Genomic DNA, 16,683 nt, shown 5'->3' with positions numbered 1-16,683 from the left:
GATATTTTTATTCTTTTACCAATTGGTTTCTTTATACAGATTCGATTAAATCTTGCAATATGTATAAGAGCATGTTAAAATATTTCATGTTGTATTTGGAATTCTTTATTTATTTGTTGCACCAAGGGAGGTGAACGTAATGCCAAATATTAAATCTGCAATTAAGCGTGTAAAAACGACTGAAACAAGACATGCAAGAAACATTGCTCAAAAATCAGCTCTTCGAACTGCAATTAAAACATTTGAAGTAGCTGTTCAAAATAATGATGTAGAAGCTGCAAAGGCCGCTCTCTTGAATGCAACCAAAAAATTGGACAAAGCGGTAACTAAAGGGCTTATTCATAAAAACGCTGCTTCTCGTAAAAAATCACGTCTTGCTCAAAAATTTAATTCACTTTCATCCAATGTAACTGCTTAATAAATAAGGATAAAAAGAACGACCCATACATATAAGGGTCGCTTTTTTTATGGGAAGAAAGTGGGATTCTTCAAATAAAAGAAAAACATCTCTAATGCTAATACCTTGTCCTTCAGTCCCGTTTTGATTTCATAATCGATTTCTGCTAATTTGATTAAGATATTTTGTAATTGTTGTTCATTAAATTTGACTGATTGTTTTAAGGCAATTTGTATTGCATAGGGATGGGTACCTAATTGAGAAGCGATTTGTTGTGCAGAATAGCCTTTTCGCTGTAATTCTTTTGAGTACAAGATCAGCCGAAACTGACGAGCTAGTAATGCCACCATTTTGATTGGATCTTCTTTATTTTTTAATAAGTCATAGAAGATTTGAAAAGCCACTTCAATTTGTAAATTCGCAACTTGATCAATCAATGCAAAAATGTCTTGTTCTATCGTCCGCACACTTAATTCTTGAACGACTTTTTCATCGATGAGTCCACTTTTCCCAACATAGGTAGCCATTTTTATTATTTCTTGATTTAGTAATTGTAAGTCTTGACCAACCAAATGAATAAGCAACTGACCAGCTTCTGGTAGAATTTCTACCCCTTCTTTTTTAGCAATCTCAGTCAGCCAATCTAATAAAGAAGCATCAGAAAGAGAAGAGAATGATTCCACCTGAGCAAACTTCTTCATTTGTTTCACTATTTTTCTCCGTTCATCTAATTTGTCAACAGGTACCCAAAAAATTAAAGTACTAAAATCAACGGGTTGCTCTAGATATTGTTCTAAGCGATCTATTTGATGTTCGATCTTTTGTGGGACTTTTTGGCCTGTAAATAAGAACGCATTTTTCCCAATTACAATTTTATGGTCAGCCAAAAAAGGTAGTGTCTCCGCATCTTGGATGATCTCTTCAATCGGAGTGTTTAATAAATCGTAAGTAATCACATTCATATCCCTTTGGTCTTCGGGAATAGATTTATGTATGATGTTTTTAATTTTATTCTCTATAAGAAAACTTTCTGTTCCATAGAATAAGTAAATCCGTTTAGACATGCTCCACCCTCCTTTAACAACCTTCATTATACTATAATAAGAGTAAAACATTAGCTCTTGTTTTTTAATAAATGCTAAATTTATTCAGGTATAATTACTAAGGAAGAGGAGGTAAATTTATGAAGTATAAAATTGGGAAGCGGATAATAAAAACCGGAATTGCTGTTTCTTTATCCATTGGATTGGCTCATGCATTAGGATTTACAACCACTTTTTCTGGTGTTGTTGCCTTAATAGCCATGAAAGAAACATCTAAACGAACGATTCGATATGGAGTTACCCTCTTTTTAGGTAGCTTACTTTCAGTGATTATTGGACTGATTTTAGGAGTGTTTTTGGGTAAATCGGTAATAGCCTTTGGTATCGGAACAATTCTCGCACTTTCACTCATTGTAAGACTTCAATTGGCCGATGGTATTATTTTAGCCACAATTGTAGTCTATCATGTTCTTGATGCGATGCCGATCACAGGAAAACAATTTGTTTCATTTTCCTTAAAAGAGATAGCAGTCATTGGAATAGGAATTGTTGTTAGCGTTCTAGTTAACTTGATTGTTCCCCAAAAGTATGATGCGCTATTAAAAGAGAATATAGAAGAATTTAATACTCGTTTTTCTACTTTTTTTGAACGAATGGCAGCAAACGTAAAGAATCCTGAGTTGAGATCTATTCCAACACAAGATGAGTATTATGAATGTAGAAAACAAATCAAAGTCTTGTTGGATCAAGCTGAAATTAGCAAAGAAAATGCTTTACTTTCGGAGGAAATCAATATCTATACTAAATATATCACGATGCTAAAACTATATAAAAAGTTGATTACTCTATTAGAAGAATTAACTTTCCAAGTTGGACACCTTCAATCTACACGCATACATTCAAAAAGTATTGCAGGAGCTTTACAACAACTTTCTAAAATGCAAAAAAATCCAAGCTTAAACCCAATAGAGACTTTTAAAGAAATGTCTGAATTATTAAATCAATTAAATGATCATTACGCCAACTCTCCATTGCCGAAAACCCGTGAAGAGTTTGTTGATCGAGCTCATCTGTATCATATTTTCATCTATGTCCGCGAATACGCAGATACCTTATTTTTATTCTATAAAAATAATTTAAAGTAACATAAAACAAAAACCGTGGAATTCCACGGTTTTATCGTCCAATCACACTTATGTAAACGCCCAATGAAAAGGCCTAGGATCTTCCCATTGGGCGGGAAGCAATGGTCGTATTACACTATACGCAAGTTCCTGCTGATGTGTGACACTCTATTCAATTGTTTCTTCTATTTTCTTAACTGTTTCATCTTTTTGGTCTATCTTTTCTTCTTTCTTCTCTATGATATTGATTTGGTATTTTGCTATAAGCTGGCCTTGCTGATCAAAAAGTTGATAATTAATTAGATTCTCATTCTCCACAATCCATTGAACAGAAAATCCTTCCTCCCATTGATGGGTACGATAGATCTCAATATGATTCTGGTCATAGATCACTAATTGTCGGTCTTCTTCTTTAATCTGATAAGGAAAAGGAGGAATTTCTGTACCTGTTATCGATATTAGCATCCCATTTTCATCTGCAGTAAAAGCGTCATCTTCCTTTGGTGATTCAGATGGATCTTTTGTTAAGCTTCTATCACTTTGAGGCTGTTCTTCCTGAATTGGATCCTTTAAAGAGACTGATCTATTATTTTCTTGATCAATCATTTTTTTCTTTTGATATTCATCAGTTGGTTTATTACTTGTTTCTTTATTATTTGGTTCTTTATTTAATTCTTTGCCAAGATTTCCTTCTTGCTCTGATTTACTTTCTTTTACATTAGATTGAACGAATGCTGTTTGACCTACATTTTGGTTTATCGGCGCATCAAAAACTGCAATTTGTCCCTTGTCACTAGAAGACGACTGATTGCTCACAAATAAACCTGAGACCGGAAACCATAACCCGATAAGAATGGATGCAGCCACAACACCAATCAATGGTTTCTTTAAAGATCCTTTAAACCATCTTGATTTATTCTTAAATACAGGTATTTGTACCTGATTTGTATCTGCTTGAAACAGTTGATCGACAAGGCTTCCATGAAGGGTGGGTTTCGGCATTTGGCTTAATTGTAAATGTAACTGATTCATTTTCTCATGATAATCACGACAAGCACTGCAAGATGTTAGGTGTTCTTGTAATAATACCTGATTTGATTCATCTAATTCGTGATCTAATTGTAGCTGTATACATTCTTTAGCCTCTTCACAACGAATCAACGTTGAACACCTCCTTGTTGAGTTTGATTTATTAACGCTTGCAGTTGGTCTCTACCACGGAAAAGATAGGATTTCACAGTATTTAATGGCAAATCCAATGTCTCAGCGATCTCCTGATAAGAAAAATTTTGTAGATATCTTAATATCATCACTGATCGAATTTTATTGGGTAGTTGATTCATATGAGCTAGTAATTCTTCCACCATCATCTTGTTTTCAATTTCTGTCTCTATATTTGAATGATTCGTTAATTTCATCTCAAAAAGATCAATCGAAACTTCCTTTTTATTTTTCCGATATTTATCCATACAAATATTGGTGGTAATACGTTGGACCCAGGTATGAAATTGAGCTTTTTCTTCAAACGTACTTAATTTAGTATATACCTTAATGAGAGCTTCCTGAGCGACATCCTTTGCGTCGTGTTCGTTTCCCATAAAATAATAAGCGGTTTTGTAAATGGAATGCTCTATGCTTTTGAGTAAATCTATAAGTGCCGCTTGATTTCCTGTTTTTGCTAGTTGAACTAATTCTATATGATTCACGATGCCTTAGTCCTCCTCTCTCAATTGACGAATCTTCGTTATATTTTGTTGCTGAATTTCATCATTTTTTATCTTTTTTTCAATCCGAAATCCATCATTATTGATATAAATCATGATGGCTCCATCTTGGTCTGTTCTCCATATGTTAATGTTTTGCTCTTGTAATCGTTGAACCACCTCATTAGAAGGGTGGCGATACAAGTTATTTTCTCCCACAGATATGACCGCTTCTTTTGGCTCTAGTGTTTGTAACCAAGGATCTGATGTAGAGGTTTTACTTCCATGATGTCCAACTTTCAAAATATCAATAGGCTTCACATGATAAGTATCTAATATCTTGTACTCGCCTATTTCTTCTAAATCCCCGGCTAGTGCTATTGATGTATCGTAAAGTTTTAAAAAGGCCACTAACATATGATCATTTTCTTTTAAAGAACCAGAGATATCGATTGGAATAAAAGTAAAGACTGACTCATTGTCTAGTTTAACATGTTGGATCTGATTAACGTGAATGATTTTTATTTTCTTTTCTATTAACTTCTTTTGAAGTTCCTTGCCCAATTCAGTCCTAGGAAACTCTTTGCCTACGACGAATGTTCGAATCTCTAGTTGGTCGACTAAGGAAAGATACCCACCTATATGATCTTGATCTTCATGGGTTAAAACCGCCATATCCAAAACATCAATTCCCATATAATGTAAATATGGTAAGATGATGTCTTCACCTGTGTCGAATTGATTCTTTCTTTTTTGCCAATCTTCTTTTTGAAAGGTTAGTGTTCCTCCAGCATCAATAAGCACTTGATCATTCCCTGGAGTCTGAATCAGAATACTGTCCCCTTGACCAACATCAATAAAAGTGACAATACCTTGCTTTGGCAAAAAAACTGGAATGATAAGCGCAACAACCAATAATAATATACTTATTTTCTCAAGTAGAAAGATTTTCTTTTTCAGATCATAGGAAATAAAAGCATTCTTCACTTCGTTTCTGATCAGTATCCAAAAAAACAGGGTATAGAGTAAAACAACTTTTATAAAGGGAAAATAGCCATAAAAATGAAATACAGAGAGTTTAGAAAATAGGTGAATAACCTCAAATAACTGACTTAATGTCCAGTTTAAAATACTTGCTAGCGGTTCAATAAGATTGAAAGAAAAAAACTAAAAAAGAGCAAAGCAAAGCTAACCGGTATCACCATGCTAAAGATCGGCACAAAAAGAAAATTGCCTAACCATGATAGCAGCGAATACTGGTGAAAATAATAGAAGGCCAATGGAAATGAAGCGAATTGTGTGATGATTAGCACAGTCAAGGTAGACCTTAACCACCTTTGCTTAATCGGAATCCGTTTCTCCACTCTAGAATATCCCCAGATTAAGGTAAGGGTGACAACAAATGATAATTGAAATCCTATATCATAAATCCACATCGGTTGATAAAATGTCATTAGTATAAAAGCAGTTGCTAACGATTGTAGGGAAAATAAAGCACGTTTATAAATAAGACCATAAAACATCAATAAAGCCATTAAAGTGGCTCGAACAACAGAAGCACTTGCTCCTGTTAAAAACATATATCCAATTAAGACAAATCCTGCAGTTATAGCGATATGTTCACGTGTCAAGCCAATCTTTGTTAAAAGCCAGAAAATAACAAAGGTGATCATGGATAAATGTAAGCCTGAAATCGCCAAAAGATGGCTAAGCCCAAGAATAGAAAAATCCTCTTTAAGTTCCTCAGAGATTTGCTGGTCTTCTCCTAATAGTAAGGCCTTTAAAAAACCAGCATTAGGTTCTGTATACAACTGATCGATTTGTAACGTTAATTTATCTTTCACACGGTTTAGGCTTGCCAACAAGCTAAATCGATCTGACACCTTTATCGTAGATGGCTGGTCTACTTCCACCTTCCAATAGACCCCACGTTTTTCTAAATAGTTGCGATAATCAAACTGTCCCGGGTTTTTGGCAGTTTGTGGCTTTTCCAACTTTCCATACAACATGATGCCCATGCCATTTTCCCACTCATGAACCTTCTGCAGTTCAGATTTTGTTCTAAGATAGATGTAAACAAGGACTTTTTCTTTAGAATTGATTGGAACTTCTTTTTGATCCCATTGATAGGAGATGGGACTTACCATCAATTTAACTAAATCACCATCAATCATTGGTGTTGAAGCAATATAGCCTCGGATTCCAATCTCTTGATCCTCTTGTACAAATTCATTTGAGAGTTGTGTCTGGTGTTGATCTTGATACAGAGTCATTCGAAAAAATGCAAAAATTATAACAGCAAATATTAACCATACTAGCCTATATTTTGACTTTCTATAGTAAGAGCCAATTGATAAGGCTACTAATAAGAAACCTAAACCTAAGCCAATAACCCAAATAAATAGGGATAGGTCAATCTGATAATAGCCAAGATAAAGACCAGTAAGCCAAAATAATGATAATAAGAATAAAGGATACCTTTGCATCAGGAAACATCTACCTCACATTACATGATTCCTATAGATAATTCTCTCTATTTCCTTGTTTCCCTTCCTTTTTTATCATGAAAAAAACCCTCCATCATTACTGAGGAAGGGCTGGCACACTATTTCTTAAATATTGTCGATATTGAATCTTTGCTTCATTAAAAAGGGCAGAAACTTTAGGATGGTCTTTTTCATAGACTCGCTCATATACAACTTCTTTGATACCGCTATTTGCTAACATCTTCGCACAGTTATAGCAAGGGGAATCCGTTACAAAAACAGTAGCATCTTCTCGATCCTCGCGATTGGTAAACAAAACTAAATTTACTTCTGCATGAATGGTTCGAATACATCTTTCTTTTTCTACACCATTTTCATGATAGTGTTCGATTAGACACCCCTGTTCATAGCAATCAGCGACCCCTGAGGGGCTTCCGTTGTAGCCTGTACCCAGCAATTTCTTGTTTTTAACAAGGATTGCTCCTACATGTCTTCTCGGACAAGTTGCTCTTTCAGCGACGGTAAAGGCCAAATCCATAAAATATTCATCCCAGCTTTTACGGTAATGCTGATCTTTTTGTTCTTTTTCTTTTCCCATCCTAAACTTCATTCCTTTAAAAGAATAATCTTCCATGTTCAATCTTTATACAGCGATCCATAACCACTTTTAAACCTTTATCAGAAGCTACCTTGGCCGCTTTTTCATTAACCACACCTAATTGGAACCAAATTGATTTTGCTCCGATTTCAATCGCCTCTTCTACAACAGGCATGACTTGATCAGCACGACGGAATACATCAACCATATCGACTGTCCCTTTAATTTCTTTTAAGGAGGCAACAGCTTTTACTCCTAATACTTCATCGATGGTTGGATTGACTGGAATAATCTCAAAACCATGATTTAATAAATACTCAGCCACTCTATAGCTATCACGATCAGGTTTATTGGATAATCCTACAATTGCGATACGTTTTGTTTCTTGAATCAGTTCTTTGATTTGTTCATTTGTAGTTAAAAGACTCATGGAAAGCTCCCCTTTTTATCATTTACCTATACAATATTGTATTTCTTAGGAATAAGTCAATAATTATTCTGCTAGAGCCTGTTCAAGATCAGCTAATAAGTCATTAATATCTTCGATTCCAACAGATACTCGAACTAAATCATCTGATACACCTGCAGCTATCTTTTGTTCGTTTGTTAACTGGTGATGAGTTGAACTACTTGGATGGATAACTAAGGATCTAACATCACCTACATTTGCAGCATGGGTAAATAATTGAACCTTATCGATGAAACGTTTTGCTGCTTCATATCCACCTTTTACACCAAAGGTCAGGATACCTCCTTGCCCATGATCTAAATATTTCTTGGCTAAGGTATAGGTTGAATGATTCTCTAAACCAGGATAATTCACCCATTCAACTTGCGGATGCTGAGATAAAAAGTTTGCTACAGCTAACGCATTTGTACTATGTCTTTCCATGCGAAGAGAAAGCGTTTCTAACCCTTGAATTAACAGAAATGCATTAAATGGTGCCATGGTTGCACCAATATCCCGATTTAATTGTGCCTTTAATTTTGTAATATATGCCTGTTCCCCGACATGTTCTATATAGCTTAGTCCATGGTAGGCAGGATCTGGATCGCTTAATCGCTTAAATTTCCCATTGTCCCATGGAAATTTTCCACTATCTACGACAACTCCCCCGATCGTATTACCATGCCCTCCAATATATTTGGTTGTGGAATGGATCACAAGATCTGCCCCAAACTCAAATGGACGTAATAATACAGGGGTTGCAAATGTATTATCCACAATCAATGGAACTCCATTTTGATGTGCTAAATTAGCTAGTTCCTCTATATCTGGAACATCTAAAGAAGGATTACTAATGGACTCAATATAAAAGGCTTTCGTTCTTTCATTCACATGCTTTTGCCATTGATCTAAATCATTTTGATCTACAAAATGAATCGTAATTCCTAATCTTTGTAATGTATATGTAAATAAGGTGATGGTACCCCCATACAAGTTTTTGGAAGCAATGATTTCATCTCCAGTTTCAGCAATATTAAGAATAGATAATAATGCTGCCGATTGTCCAGAAGCAGTAACTAAGGCACCTACTCCTCCTTCTAAAGCTGCCAAACGTTGTTCTAATAGATCTGTTGTTGGGTTACTAATTCGGCTATAAATATTACCTTCTTGTTCCATATTAAACAGGGCAGCAGAATGCTCTGAATTCTCAAATTGGTAGGCTGCCGTTTGATAGATTGGAACATTTGTCGCCCCTAAGTGTTTACTTGCAGTATACCCTCCATGAATTGCTAATGTTGCTAGTCCTTTCTCTTCTTTCCTTAATTCTGTCATTTTTAATTCCTCCTTAGAAAAAAATAAAACCTCTTTCAAAGAGAAAGAGGTGTAAAACCTAATTCTCTTATCTTTCAGACTTTCGTCTGCTGGAATTAGCACCTTCACAATTAACTTGTGGGGTTGCCGGGCTTCTTCGGGCCAGTCCCTCCGCCACTCTGGATAAGAGTTTATTATGTAATTGTAAAATATTATAACACATTATTCTGTTAATGCACTGAAATTTTTTCTTTTATTTGTTCAAAAGTTTTTTGGCCGATTCCTGGCACATTCATCAGATCTTCAATCGTCTGAAATTTACCTTGTTTTGTTCGGTATTCTATAATAGCTTTTGCCTTAGCAGGACCAATTCCATCTAATTGCATCAGCTCTTTTTCACTTGCTTGGTTGATGGAAATTGTTTCAGCATTTGATTCAAAAGATACACCTAATCCAGAAGATACACCATTTAGAGTTTCTCCTTGAACAGGGACAAAAATGACCATTTCATCTGCGATTTTTTGAGCTAAATTGACTTGGTTTAAATCTGCATTTGCTAAGGTCCCTCCAGCAAGATCTAACGCTTCTTTTACCCTTGACCCCTCTGTTAATTGGTAGATTCCTGGTTTTGCTACTGCTCCTTTCACATCAACTACTATCTTCTTAGGATTTGTCATTTCCGTTTGCTTTACTTCTCCTTGTGGGGTATCCCCTTTTTCGGTGGATAACTCAGCTAAAGGTTCATCCGCAAACGTAGGTGGCTGTTTTTGATGATAAGAGATGTATTGACTAATGATGATAAGTAAAAAAATAATCAACAGTCCGAGTAAGACTTTTTCTCTTTTTGTAAACCGTATATTTGGGAGACTTCCCATTCTTCTTCCCCTTTCTACTACTGCATTTTTTTAATTATTGATATAAAATAATAGAATCAAAAGGTTGAGGTGATAAAATGAATAGCGTTCATTTGGAAATATCAAAAAAAGTAAATGAAAAAGTTCATGCCATCGAAGTATATAAACAAATGGATCAGCAGCGTGAACGGATTATAGATGAATTACTAACCGAATATAAAATAGGAAAAAATGTAGATTTAACTAAGTTAAATCAATGGACTAATGAAATGAATCGATACGCACTAAAGAATCAGCTTCCTTCTCGAAAAGAAGTAACAATGGAAATGTTCACAGCATATGCGAATAAAATGAAAACACATTCCTAATATTTGACAAAAAGCATAAATTTCCTGCTTTTTGTACAAAAAGACTACTGGTTTGTCCAGTAGTCTTTCTTATGATTTATTTATTAGCCAACAACAATATTGACCAGTTTTCCTGGAACGACAATCACTTTACGGACTTCTTTACCAGCCTTCCAATCTTCTAATCTTGGATCAGAAAGAACTTCCTTTTCTAACTCCTCTTTGGAATAGGAAGTTGGGACAACCATTTTTCCTTTGATTTTTCCATTGATTTGTACTGCAATTTCCACTTCATCTAACACTAGATACTCTTCTTGATATGTTGGCCATTTTTCTTTATGAATACTTTCCCTTTGTCCAATCATTTGCCACAATTCTTCTGCCAGGTGTGGTGTCATCGGAGCAAGTAGAATGACAGTGGTTTCAATCGCTTCTTTTAGCAACCCTTTATTGCCATCCTCTGGATAAACATAAATTTTGTTCACTAACTCCATAATTGCGCTAATCGCTGTGTTAAAGTTATCTCTTTCATCAATATCTTCAGTCACTCGTTTGATGGTAAGATGAATCATTCGGCGAAGCTCTTTTTCCGCATCAGTTTCCACTTGATATGGATAAGTCTGTGTAAGGATTTCTAGATGCTGTTGTACCATTCTCCACACACGATTTAAGAAGCGATGACTTCCCTCTACTCCTGAATCGCTCCAATCTAGATCTCGATCAGGTGGTGCAGCAAATAGGATAAATAGACGCCCTGTATCAGCACCATATTTTTCAATGATCTCATTTGGACTAACGACATTCCCTTTTGATTTGGACATTTTTGCTCCGTCTTTAAGTACCATTCCTTGAGTAAGAAGGGACTTAAAAGGCTCTTGGAATGAAATAAGACCTGCATCATAAAATACTTTTGTAAAGAAACGCGAATAGAGTAGATGTAATACAGCGTGTTCAATTCCACCAATATATTCATCAACTGGAAGCCATTTATTTACCTGTCTTGAATCAAATGGTTTGATCTCTTCATGAGGGCTTGCGTAACGGAAGTAATACCATGATGAATCAATAAATGTATCCATCGTATCTGTTTCTCGGTGAGCAGGACCCCCACATTTCGGACAAGTCGTATGAACAAATGCTTCTGAAGTGGTTAAAGGATTATCTTTACCGTTAAACACTACGTCTTCTGGCAAAATAACAGGTAATTGCTCAAGAGGAACGGGTACATTTCCACATGTTTCACAATACACCATTGGAATAGGTGTTCCCCAGTAACGTTGACGAGAAATAAGCCAATCACGTAAACGATAAGATACAGTTAATTTTCCTTTACCTATTTTTTCAAGATATTCACCAATTGTTCGAATCGCTTCCCTATTGTTTAAACCATTAAATTGATCTGAATTAACAAGAACTCCATCCTCTGTAAATGCCCCAGTCATTTGTTCTAGTGTATAAGGTTCACCCTCTTTAGACTGAACCACAATTTTAATGGGAAGTTGATATTTTTTTGCAAATAAGAAGTCACGCTCATCGTGAGCAGGAACTCCCATAACAGCCCCTGTACCATAATCCATTAACACATAGTTAGCTACCCAGATTGGAATATCTGCCCCTGTTAACGGGTGTTTGGCATAGGTTCCAGTAAAATAACCCACTTTCTCCACTTCAGTAGAGGTACGGGTAATTTCATTTACCTTTTTCAATTCTTCAATAAATTCAAGAATTGCCTTTTCATTCTCTTTCCCTGCAATCAATTGGGGGACAAGAGGATGTTCTGGTGCAACAACCATATAGGTTACACCATATAAAGTGTCTGGGCGAGTTGTAAACACTGAAATCTTCGTATCCTCTAGTGCTGGAACAGTAAAAACCACTTCTGCTCCTTCACTTTTACCAATCCAGTTTTTTTGCATCATTTTTACTTTATCAGGCCAACCCTCTAATTGGTCTAAATCTTGAAGTAAGCGTTCCGCATAATCAGTGATACGGAAGAACCATTGGTTTAATTCTTTTTTGGTCACTTCGCTATCACAACGCCAACATTTCCCATCTTCGACCTGTTCATTTGCTAATACCGTGTTACAGGTAGGACACCAGTTAACTGCTGCTTTTTTCTTGTAAGCTAACCCTCTTTCATAGAAAAGCAAGAAGAGCCATTGGGTGAATTTATAATAATCAGGTAAACAGGTGGCTACATAACGATCCCAGTCATATGAAACACCTAAACGTTTTTGTTCATTACGAATCCTTTCCATATTGTTTAGGGTCCACTCTCTTGGATTGACTCCTCTTTGGATTGCGGCATTTTCTGCAGGTAATCCAAACGCATCAGCACCCATTGGATGAAGGACTTGATATCCCTTCATTCGTTTAAAACGAGCAATCACATCACCAATGGTATAAACACGGACATGACCCATATGTAATCCTTCGCCAGAAGGGTATGGGAACATCTCCAAGGTATAAAATTTGGGTTTTTTTTCATCTTCATTGGTTTTGTGTGCATCTGTTTCTTCCCAGATTTGTTGCCATTTTCGTTCAATTTCTCTAGGTTGATAAACCTGTTCATTCATGGTAAAAACCTCCTAAAAAATAATAAAACCTCCCACCCCAAAGCATGTGCTAGGGACGAGAGGTTAGGTTACATTTCCCGTGGTACCACCCTAATGATATCTACTCAACCATAAATACCACTCGAGCTCTTTAACGCAGAGGTACGGTAGAGAGTACTTTGCTTTCCTATCTACAGTTTAAAGGCGAGTTCGCAAGCTTTTGATTATCGGTTCTCACCAACCACCGACTCTCTCAAAATCTATGGCTTGTTACTACTCCTTTGCATTACTTTTGTACTAGATCAGATTATTTATGATTATATGCAATCTTGTCGTAAAATGTCAATAGAAATTAAGATTGTTTTCTTGCAACGTAAAAAATCCGCTCAGTATTTTCTTGAACTGGTTGCAATTGAAAATCACCAAAAACTTCCTCTAATTCAAAACCCGTTTCTTCTAAGCCTTGTTTTACCATTTCCATGGAATATGTTTGCTGAATATGAGTTTCTTGAAACTTTTCATAACAACGCTCAGATTGCTTCACAAAAAAAGTTAGATCATGGTTTACCATCAATTGATCGATATCTACCTCTGTTTGCCAAATCACAGAAATATCCTCATCATTCCAAGCAAAGGTTTGACCATGGAAGACTTCCCTAAATTTGTAAGGAGAATGCATATCAAATATAAAGTATGCCCCGTCCTCAAGGTGTTTATTCACTTGAATAAATGCTTTTTTTACCTCTTCGATTCCGTGTAAGTAATTAAATGAATCGCAATAACTTATGATAAGTCCAACCTTTTGATCAATATCTAACTCCATCATGTTTTGTTGAATAAGAGGAAAAGAAACATGTGATTCTAACATCTTGTCAAAAGCGATGGACAACATTTCTTCGGATAAATCAACCCCGATCATTTGGTAGCCCTGTTTACTTAAAGGAATTGCGATATTCCCAGTACCACAGCCTAAATCAATGATCTGTGAAGGATGAAGGTTGTATTTTTTAACGAGCATCTCCGTTATTTTTATCCATTGGTCATATGGGGCATCTTTCATCAATTGGTCATAGACATAGGCAAATTTTTTATAATTCATCTCGATTCTTTAAATAAGTCCATCCTTCCTCTTGATAAATGACTCCATCCTTCATCAACTTTCCTAATGCTCGTTTAAATGCTGCTTTACTTAAATTAAATTTCTTTTGTAAAATATCTGGTGGGGTTTTATCCCAATAAGGCATAGCCCCTCCCCGTTCATGTAATACCTCTAAAATACGGTCTGCATCTTCTATTCTACTGGTTTGCTTTAATGGTTTCATTGAGAGATTTACTCTACCATCATCGCGAACAAACGTAAGTCTTACCTGTACATTTTCCCCTAATCTTAGTTCATGTATTTGTTCCATACGATGGAGAAAACCAATTTGATGATTTTCCAAATAAACATGTGCGCCTACACTTATATGACGAAGTACAATCCCTTTTACAAATTGGGTTTGTTTTATAGGATCTGGCAAATGACCATCTAATTGTTGATCGATGAAACTCTTTATTTCCTGTTCATCATCTACCAAATGGGCCAATAAGCGTTTTTGCTTATCATGAACCAATTTGACTAATAATTGATCACCAGGTTTTGGCCAAATTTTCTTTTCTTCTGGCAATTCAGATATAGGTAAAAGAACTTGCTTACTAATTCCATTATCTAGAAAAAAACCCATTCTTGTTTCATATCCATCTACAGTTAAAAAACCAATTTCACCCATAACAATTTTTGGGGTATGCAACGTTGCAGCTATTCTTCCTTTATGGTCATTATATAAAAAGACTTCAATCTGATCCCCTAGTTCAAACTTTTGCTGATTAGTCTCAGAAAAATGAAGAAGTACATCTTCTGTTCCATCACTTAAAAAATAACCAAATGGAGACTCTCTTTCCACCTTTAATACATAGTACATACCTGTTTGTAAACTCATTCTGTATTCTCCTCAAATTCAATTCGGGGTGCATCTCCCCATAAACGTTCTAAATGGTAAAATTCCCTTTCTTCCTTATGAAAGATATGGACAACAACATCACCAAGATCGATAAGGATCCATCTTGCCTGATCCATGCCCTCAGACCCTTTTACTAAAACACCAACTTCATGCATTTTGTCCTTAATCTCATTGGCCACAGCTTGTACTTGTGTTTCAGAATTACCACTACAAATAACAAAGTAATCAGCGATCACTGATAATCCTCTAATATCCAAAATGACAACATCTTTTGCCTTCTTATTACTAGCTGTTTGTGCAGCCAACTCGGCAATTTCTTTAACCGATAATGCCATTTTCATCCTCCTTTTTTCTTTTCTTTTCTATCTGGTCAATTAAATCGTTTCTTGCTCTAACTGTTAAAGGATAAATCTTCATTTTTTTCTTGATCAAAAATTGAATTGTACCGTCGATTGCGGCTAATAAGGCTTGGTCTAAATCTTTTTCTGCCCATTTCCGAATTTCCTCAACTCCTGGAAATTGTCGAGAGGGTTCAATATAGTCAGCCAAGCAAACAATTTTTTCAATCGTTGACATTTGTTCTCTTCCAGAAGTGTGATAACGAATCGCCATAATTACATCCTCATCATCGATTTGAAACCTTTCTTGCACAATGACAGAAGCAACTGGCCCATGCCATAATTCTACATTGTAATCTAACAAATCATTTGCTAATACTGCATGTCTTCTTATTTCATTACCCAATTCCTCTTTTGACCAAAATTTGCAAAAGTCATGTAAAATGCCGGCTAGCTCAACTTTTTCAGGATCTGCATCGTATCCTTTGGCTAACTGTTTCCCAGTTTCCGCTACACCTAATGAATGAATATAACGATGCTCTGTTACTTGTTGTTTTAATTCGGATTTTAACCATGTTAAATCAATCTTCATAAAGATGATGCTCCTTAATATATTGTTCCACAACATCGGGAACGACATAACGGATCGTTCTCCCCATCTTTACCCAATCCCGAATTTGAGTGGATGAGATATCTAATTGTAGCATTGGCAGCATTTGCACCTGTTTATAGATTTTTTCCATAGTCGGTGACTGTGGAGCAAGCTGATATCCTGGTCTTTCTAAACCAATAAATTGAACCAATGATAACAATTCATCGATTCCAACCCATTTCGGTAGATATTGAACCATGTCCCCGCCAATTATAAAATAGAAAAGATGATCTGGATACCTTCTTTTCAATTCCTTTATCGTTTCAATGGTGTACGATGGTCCAGAACGTTCTAATTCAATCGTACAGAGCTTGTATCGTTGATCGATGTTCATCACTTGTTTCAACATTTCTACCCTATGTTGAATCGGTGTGATTTTTTCCTCACTTTTATGGGGAGGTATCGGCGCTGGTATAAACCAAATTTCATCAAGCTTTGCATAAAACAATACTTGATCCGCCATGACAAGATGTCCAATATGAAGCGGATCGAAGGTTCCTCCAAGTATTCCAATCTTTTTCATCATTACCTCGGTAATTCAATTTCTTTATTTTCCTTTGATTCCTTATATAACACGATCGTATGGCCAATAATCTGAACCAATTCTGCATTGGTACCTTCTACAATGGCAGCTGCTGCTTCATCAGCATCCTCTAGGCTATTTTTTAATACAGAAACTTTAATCAGTTCTCTTGCTTCTAAAGCCTCATTGATTTGTTTCACCATGTTTTCATTAACCCCACCTTTACCTACTTGAAAAATAGGATCAAGATGGTGTGCAAGTGAACGTAAATATCTTTTTTGTTTTCCTGTTAACATGTTTTTCT

The 16,683-nt window shown here is 35.8% G+C and carries 19 protein-coding genes, 1 riboswitch and 1 other annotated feature; of the genes, 3 read left to right on the top strand and 16 right to left on the bottom strand.

Translation table 11 applies throughout. The annotated features are described in order from the left end of the window. Nucleotides 1-139: 139 nt before the first annotated feature. Nucleotides 140-418 (top strand): 30S ribosomal protein S20, encoded by a 279-nt coding sequence (gene rpsT, locus U473_RS03300; protein ID WP_068723310.1) that lies wholly within the window; start codon nucleotides 140-142, stop codon nucleotides 416-418. Nucleotides 419-465: 47 nt separating this feature from the next. On the opposite strand, the gene holA is transcribed toward rpsT, so the two are convergent. After that, complete coding sequence (holA, locus tag U473_RS03295) at nucleotides 466-1,461, bottom strand: DNA polymerase III subunit delta (protein ID WP_161937274.1); 996 nt, start codon at nucleotides 1,459-1,461, stop codon at nucleotides 466-468. A 119-nt stretch (nucleotides 1,462-1,580) separates the two neighbouring features. Between holA and U473_RS03290 the strand changes: the two genes are divergently transcribed. After that, nucleotides 1,581-2,585 (top strand): aromatic acid exporter family protein, encoded by a 1,005-nt coding sequence (locus U473_RS03290; RefSeq protein WP_068723306.1) that lies wholly within the window; start codon nucleotides 1,581-1,583, stop codon nucleotides 2,583-2,585. Nucleotides 2,586-2,732: 147 nt separating this feature from the next. Here the strand turns inward: U473_RS03290 and U473_RS03285 are convergent, their stop codons facing one another. The 8 genes from U473_RS03285 to U473_RS03250 all read right to left on the bottom strand — a co-directional run bounded on the left by U473_RS03285 (nucleotide 2,733) and on the right by U473_RS03250 (nucleotide 9,985). Next, nucleotides 2,733-3,725 (bottom strand): zf-HC2 domain-containing protein, encoded by a 993-nt coding sequence (locus U473_RS03285; protein ID WP_068723304.1) that lies wholly within the window; start codon nucleotides 3,723-3,725, stop codon nucleotides 2,733-2,735. Continuing rightward, nucleotides 3,722-4,270 carry an RNA polymerase sigma factor gene (locus U473_RS03280; protein WP_153011985.1) on the bottom strand — a complete coding sequence of 183 codons (549 nt, stop codon included), beginning with the start codon at nucleotides 4,268-4,270 and terminating at the stop codon, nucleotides 3,722-3,724. The genes U473_RS03285 and U473_RS03280 overlap by 4 nt, the downstream gene beginning before the upstream one ends. Nucleotides 4,271-4,276: 6 nt before the next feature. Continuing rightward, nucleotides 4,277-5,254: a ComEC/Rec2 family competence protein gene (locus U473_RS03275; protein WP_068723301.1), complete on the bottom strand. Its 978-nt coding sequence runs from the start codon at nucleotides 5,252-5,254 to the stop codon at nucleotides 4,277-4,279. A gap of 149 nt (nucleotides 5,255-5,403) precedes the next feature. Further along, complete coding sequence (locus U473_RS03270) at nucleotides 5,404-6,753, bottom strand: ComEC/Rec2 family competence protein (protein WP_068723297.1); 1,350 nt, start codon at nucleotides 6,751-6,753, stop codon at nucleotides 5,404-5,406. 97 nt (nucleotides 6,754-6,850) lie between these two features. Beyond that, nucleotides 6,851-7,351 (bottom strand): deoxycytidylate deaminase, encoded by a 501-nt coding sequence (locus tag U473_RS03265; RefSeq protein WP_068727429.1) that lies wholly within the window; start codon nucleotides 7,349-7,351, stop codon nucleotides 6,851-6,853. 16 nt (nucleotides 7,352-7,367) lie between these two features. Continuing rightward, nucleotides 7,368-7,781: a CoA-binding protein gene (locus U473_RS03260; protein ID WP_068723294.1), complete on the bottom strand. Its 414-nt coding sequence runs from the start codon at nucleotides 7,779-7,781 to the stop codon at nucleotides 7,368-7,370. A 63-nt stretch (nucleotides 7,782-7,844) separates the two neighbouring features. After that, a complete protein-coding gene (locus U473_RS03255) occupies nucleotides 7,845-9,131 on the bottom strand; it encodes an O-acetylhomoserine aminocarboxypropyltransferase/cysteine synthase family protein (RefSeq protein WP_068723292.1) in 1,287 nt (428 codons plus the stop codon). 64 nt (nucleotides 9,132-9,195) lie between these two features. Next, a riboswitch (SAM riboswitch) is annotated at nucleotides 9,196-9,300 on the bottom strand. Nucleotides 9,301-9,340: 40 nt separating this feature from the next. Next, complete coding sequence (locus U473_RS03250) at nucleotides 9,341-9,985, bottom strand: helix-hairpin-helix domain-containing protein (RefSeq protein ID WP_068723290.1); 645 nt, start codon at nucleotides 9,983-9,985, stop codon at nucleotides 9,341-9,343. A gap of 77 nt (nucleotides 9,986-10,062) precedes the next feature. Between U473_RS03250 and U473_RS03245 the strand changes: the two genes are divergently transcribed. Next, nucleotides 10,063-10,332, top strand: coding sequence for a DUF2533 family protein (locus U473_RS03245; RefSeq protein WP_068723288.1), 270 nt, complete (start codon nucleotides 10,063-10,065; stop codon nucleotides 10,330-10,332). An 83-nt stretch (nucleotides 10,333-10,415) separates the two neighbouring features. Here the strand turns inward: U473_RS03245 and leuS are convergent, their stop codons facing one another. The 7 genes from leuS to yhbY all read right to left on the bottom strand — a co-directional run bounded on the left by leuS (nucleotide 10,416) and on the right by yhbY (nucleotide 16,675). Further along, a complete protein-coding gene (leuS, locus tag U473_RS03240) occupies nucleotides 10,416-12,887 on the bottom strand; it encodes a leucine--tRNA ligase (protein ID WP_068723283.1) in 2,472 nt (823 codons plus the stop codon). A 48-nt stretch (nucleotides 12,888-12,935) separates the two neighbouring features. Further along, nucleotides 12,936-13,162: a binding site (T-box leader), on the bottom strand. Between the two features lie 56 nt (nucleotides 13,163-13,218). Beyond that, nucleotides 13,219-13,965 carry a class I SAM-dependent DNA methyltransferase gene (locus U473_RS03235; RefSeq protein ID WP_068723282.1) on the bottom strand — a complete coding sequence of 249 codons (747 nt, stop codon included), beginning with the start codon at nucleotides 13,963-13,965 and terminating at the stop codon, nucleotides 13,219-13,221. Further along, entirely contained in the window at nucleotides 13,955-14,845 is an 891-nt protein-coding gene (locus U473_RS03230) for a CvfB family protein (RefSeq protein WP_068723280.1), read from the bottom strand. The genes U473_RS03235 and U473_RS03230 overlap by 11 nt, the downstream gene beginning before the upstream one ends. Then, nucleotides 14,842-15,201, bottom strand: a complete 360-nt coding sequence (gene rsfS, locus U473_RS03225; RefSeq protein WP_068723278.1) for a ribosome silencing factor — start codon at nucleotides 15,199-15,201, stop codon at nucleotides 14,842-14,844. The genes U473_RS03230 and rsfS overlap by 4 nt, the downstream gene beginning before the upstream one ends. Then, a complete protein-coding gene (gene yqeK / locus U473_RS03220) occupies nucleotides 15,185-15,796 on the bottom strand; it encodes a bis(5'-nucleosyl)-tetraphosphatase (symmetrical) YqeK (protein ID WP_068723276.1) in 612 nt (203 codons plus the stop codon). Before yqeK ends, rsfS begins: the two co-directional genes overlap by 17 nt. Next, nucleotides 15,786-16,379, bottom strand: a complete 594-nt coding sequence (locus tag U473_RS03215) for a nicotinate-nucleotide adenylyltransferase (RefSeq protein ID WP_068727427.1) — start codon at nucleotides 16,377-16,379, stop codon at nucleotides 15,786-15,788. Before U473_RS03215 ends, yqeK begins: the two co-directional genes overlap by 11 nt. A gap of 2 nt (nucleotides 16,380-16,381) precedes the next feature. Continuing rightward, entirely contained in the window at nucleotides 16,382-16,675 is a 294-nt protein-coding gene (gene yhbY, locus U473_RS03210; protein ID WP_068723274.1) for a ribosome assembly RNA-binding protein YhbY, read from the bottom strand. Nucleotides 16,676-16,683: the final 8 nt, after the last annotated feature.

Origin of the sequence: Tepidibacillus decaturensis, from assembly GCF_001561915.1 — a bacterium.
GTDB lineage: Bacteria > Bacillota > Bacilli > Tepidibacillales > Tepidibacillaceae > Tepidibacillus_B > Tepidibacillus_B infernus.
The sequence above is the reverse complement of the archived record's forward strand: the minus strand, read 5'-3'. Positions and strand labels throughout refer to the sequence as shown.

Excerpts from the sequence above, each read along its gene's own strand:
- holA (WP_161937274.1), bottom strand. The coding sequence starts at position 1,461 with ATGTCTAAACGGATTTACTTATTCTATGGAACAGAAAGTTTTCTTATA.
- U473_RS03250 (WP_068723290.1), bottom strand. The coding sequence starts at position 9,985 with ATGGGAAGTCTCCCAAATATACGGTTTACAAAAAGAGAAAAAGTCTTA.
- leuS (WP_068723283.1), bottom strand. The coding sequence starts at position 12,887 with ATGAATGAACAGGTTTATCAACCTAGAGAAATTGAACGAAAATGGCAA.
- yhbY (WP_068723274.1), bottom strand. The coding sequence starts at position 16,675 with ATGTTAACAGGAAAACAAAAAAGATATTTACGTTCACTTGCACACCAT.
- rsfS (WP_068723278.1), bottom strand. The coding sequence starts at position 15,201 with ATGGCATTATCGGTTAAAGAAATTGCCGAGTTGGCTGCACAAACAGCT.
- U473_RS03265 (WP_068727429.1), bottom strand. The coding sequence starts at position 7,351 with ATGGGAAAAGAAAAAGAACAAAAAGATCAGCATTACCGTAAAAGCTGG.
- U473_RS03245 (WP_068723288.1), top strand. The coding sequence starts at position 10,063 with ATGAATAGCGTTCATTTGGAAATATCAAAAAAAGTAAATGAAAAAGTT.
- U473_RS03270 (WP_068723297.1), bottom strand. The coding sequence starts at position 6,753 with ATGCAAAGGTATCCTTTATTCTTATTATCATTATTTTGGCTTACTGGT.
- U473_RS03235 (WP_068723282.1), bottom strand. The coding sequence starts at position 13,965 with ATGAATTATAAAAAATTTGCCTATGTCTATGACCAATTGATGAAAGAT.
- U473_RS03230 (WP_068723280.1), bottom strand. The coding sequence starts at position 14,845 with ATGAGTTTACAAACAGGTATGTACTATGTATTAAAGGTGGAAAGAGAG.
- U473_RS03290 (WP_068723306.1), top strand. The coding sequence starts at position 1,581 with ATGAAGTATAAAATTGGGAAGCGGATAATAAAAACCGGAATTGCTGTT.
- U473_RS03255 (WP_068723292.1), bottom strand. The coding sequence starts at position 9,131 with ATGACAGAATTAAGGAAAGAAGAGAAAGGACTAGCAACATTAGCAATT.
- U473_RS03260 (WP_068723294.1), bottom strand. The coding sequence starts at position 7,781 with ATGAGTCTTTTAACTACAAATGAACAAATCAAAGAACTGATTCAAGAA.
- rpsT (WP_068723310.1), top strand. The coding sequence starts at position 140 with ATGCCAAATATTAAATCTGCAATTAAGCGTGTAAAAACGACTGAAACA.
- U473_RS03215 (WP_068727427.1), bottom strand. The coding sequence starts at position 16,379 with ATGAAAAAGATTGGAATACTTGGAGGAACCTTCGATCCGCTTCATATT.
- yqeK (WP_068723276.1), bottom strand. The coding sequence starts at position 15,796 with ATGAAGATTGATTTAACATGGTTAAAATCCGAATTAAAACAACAAGTA.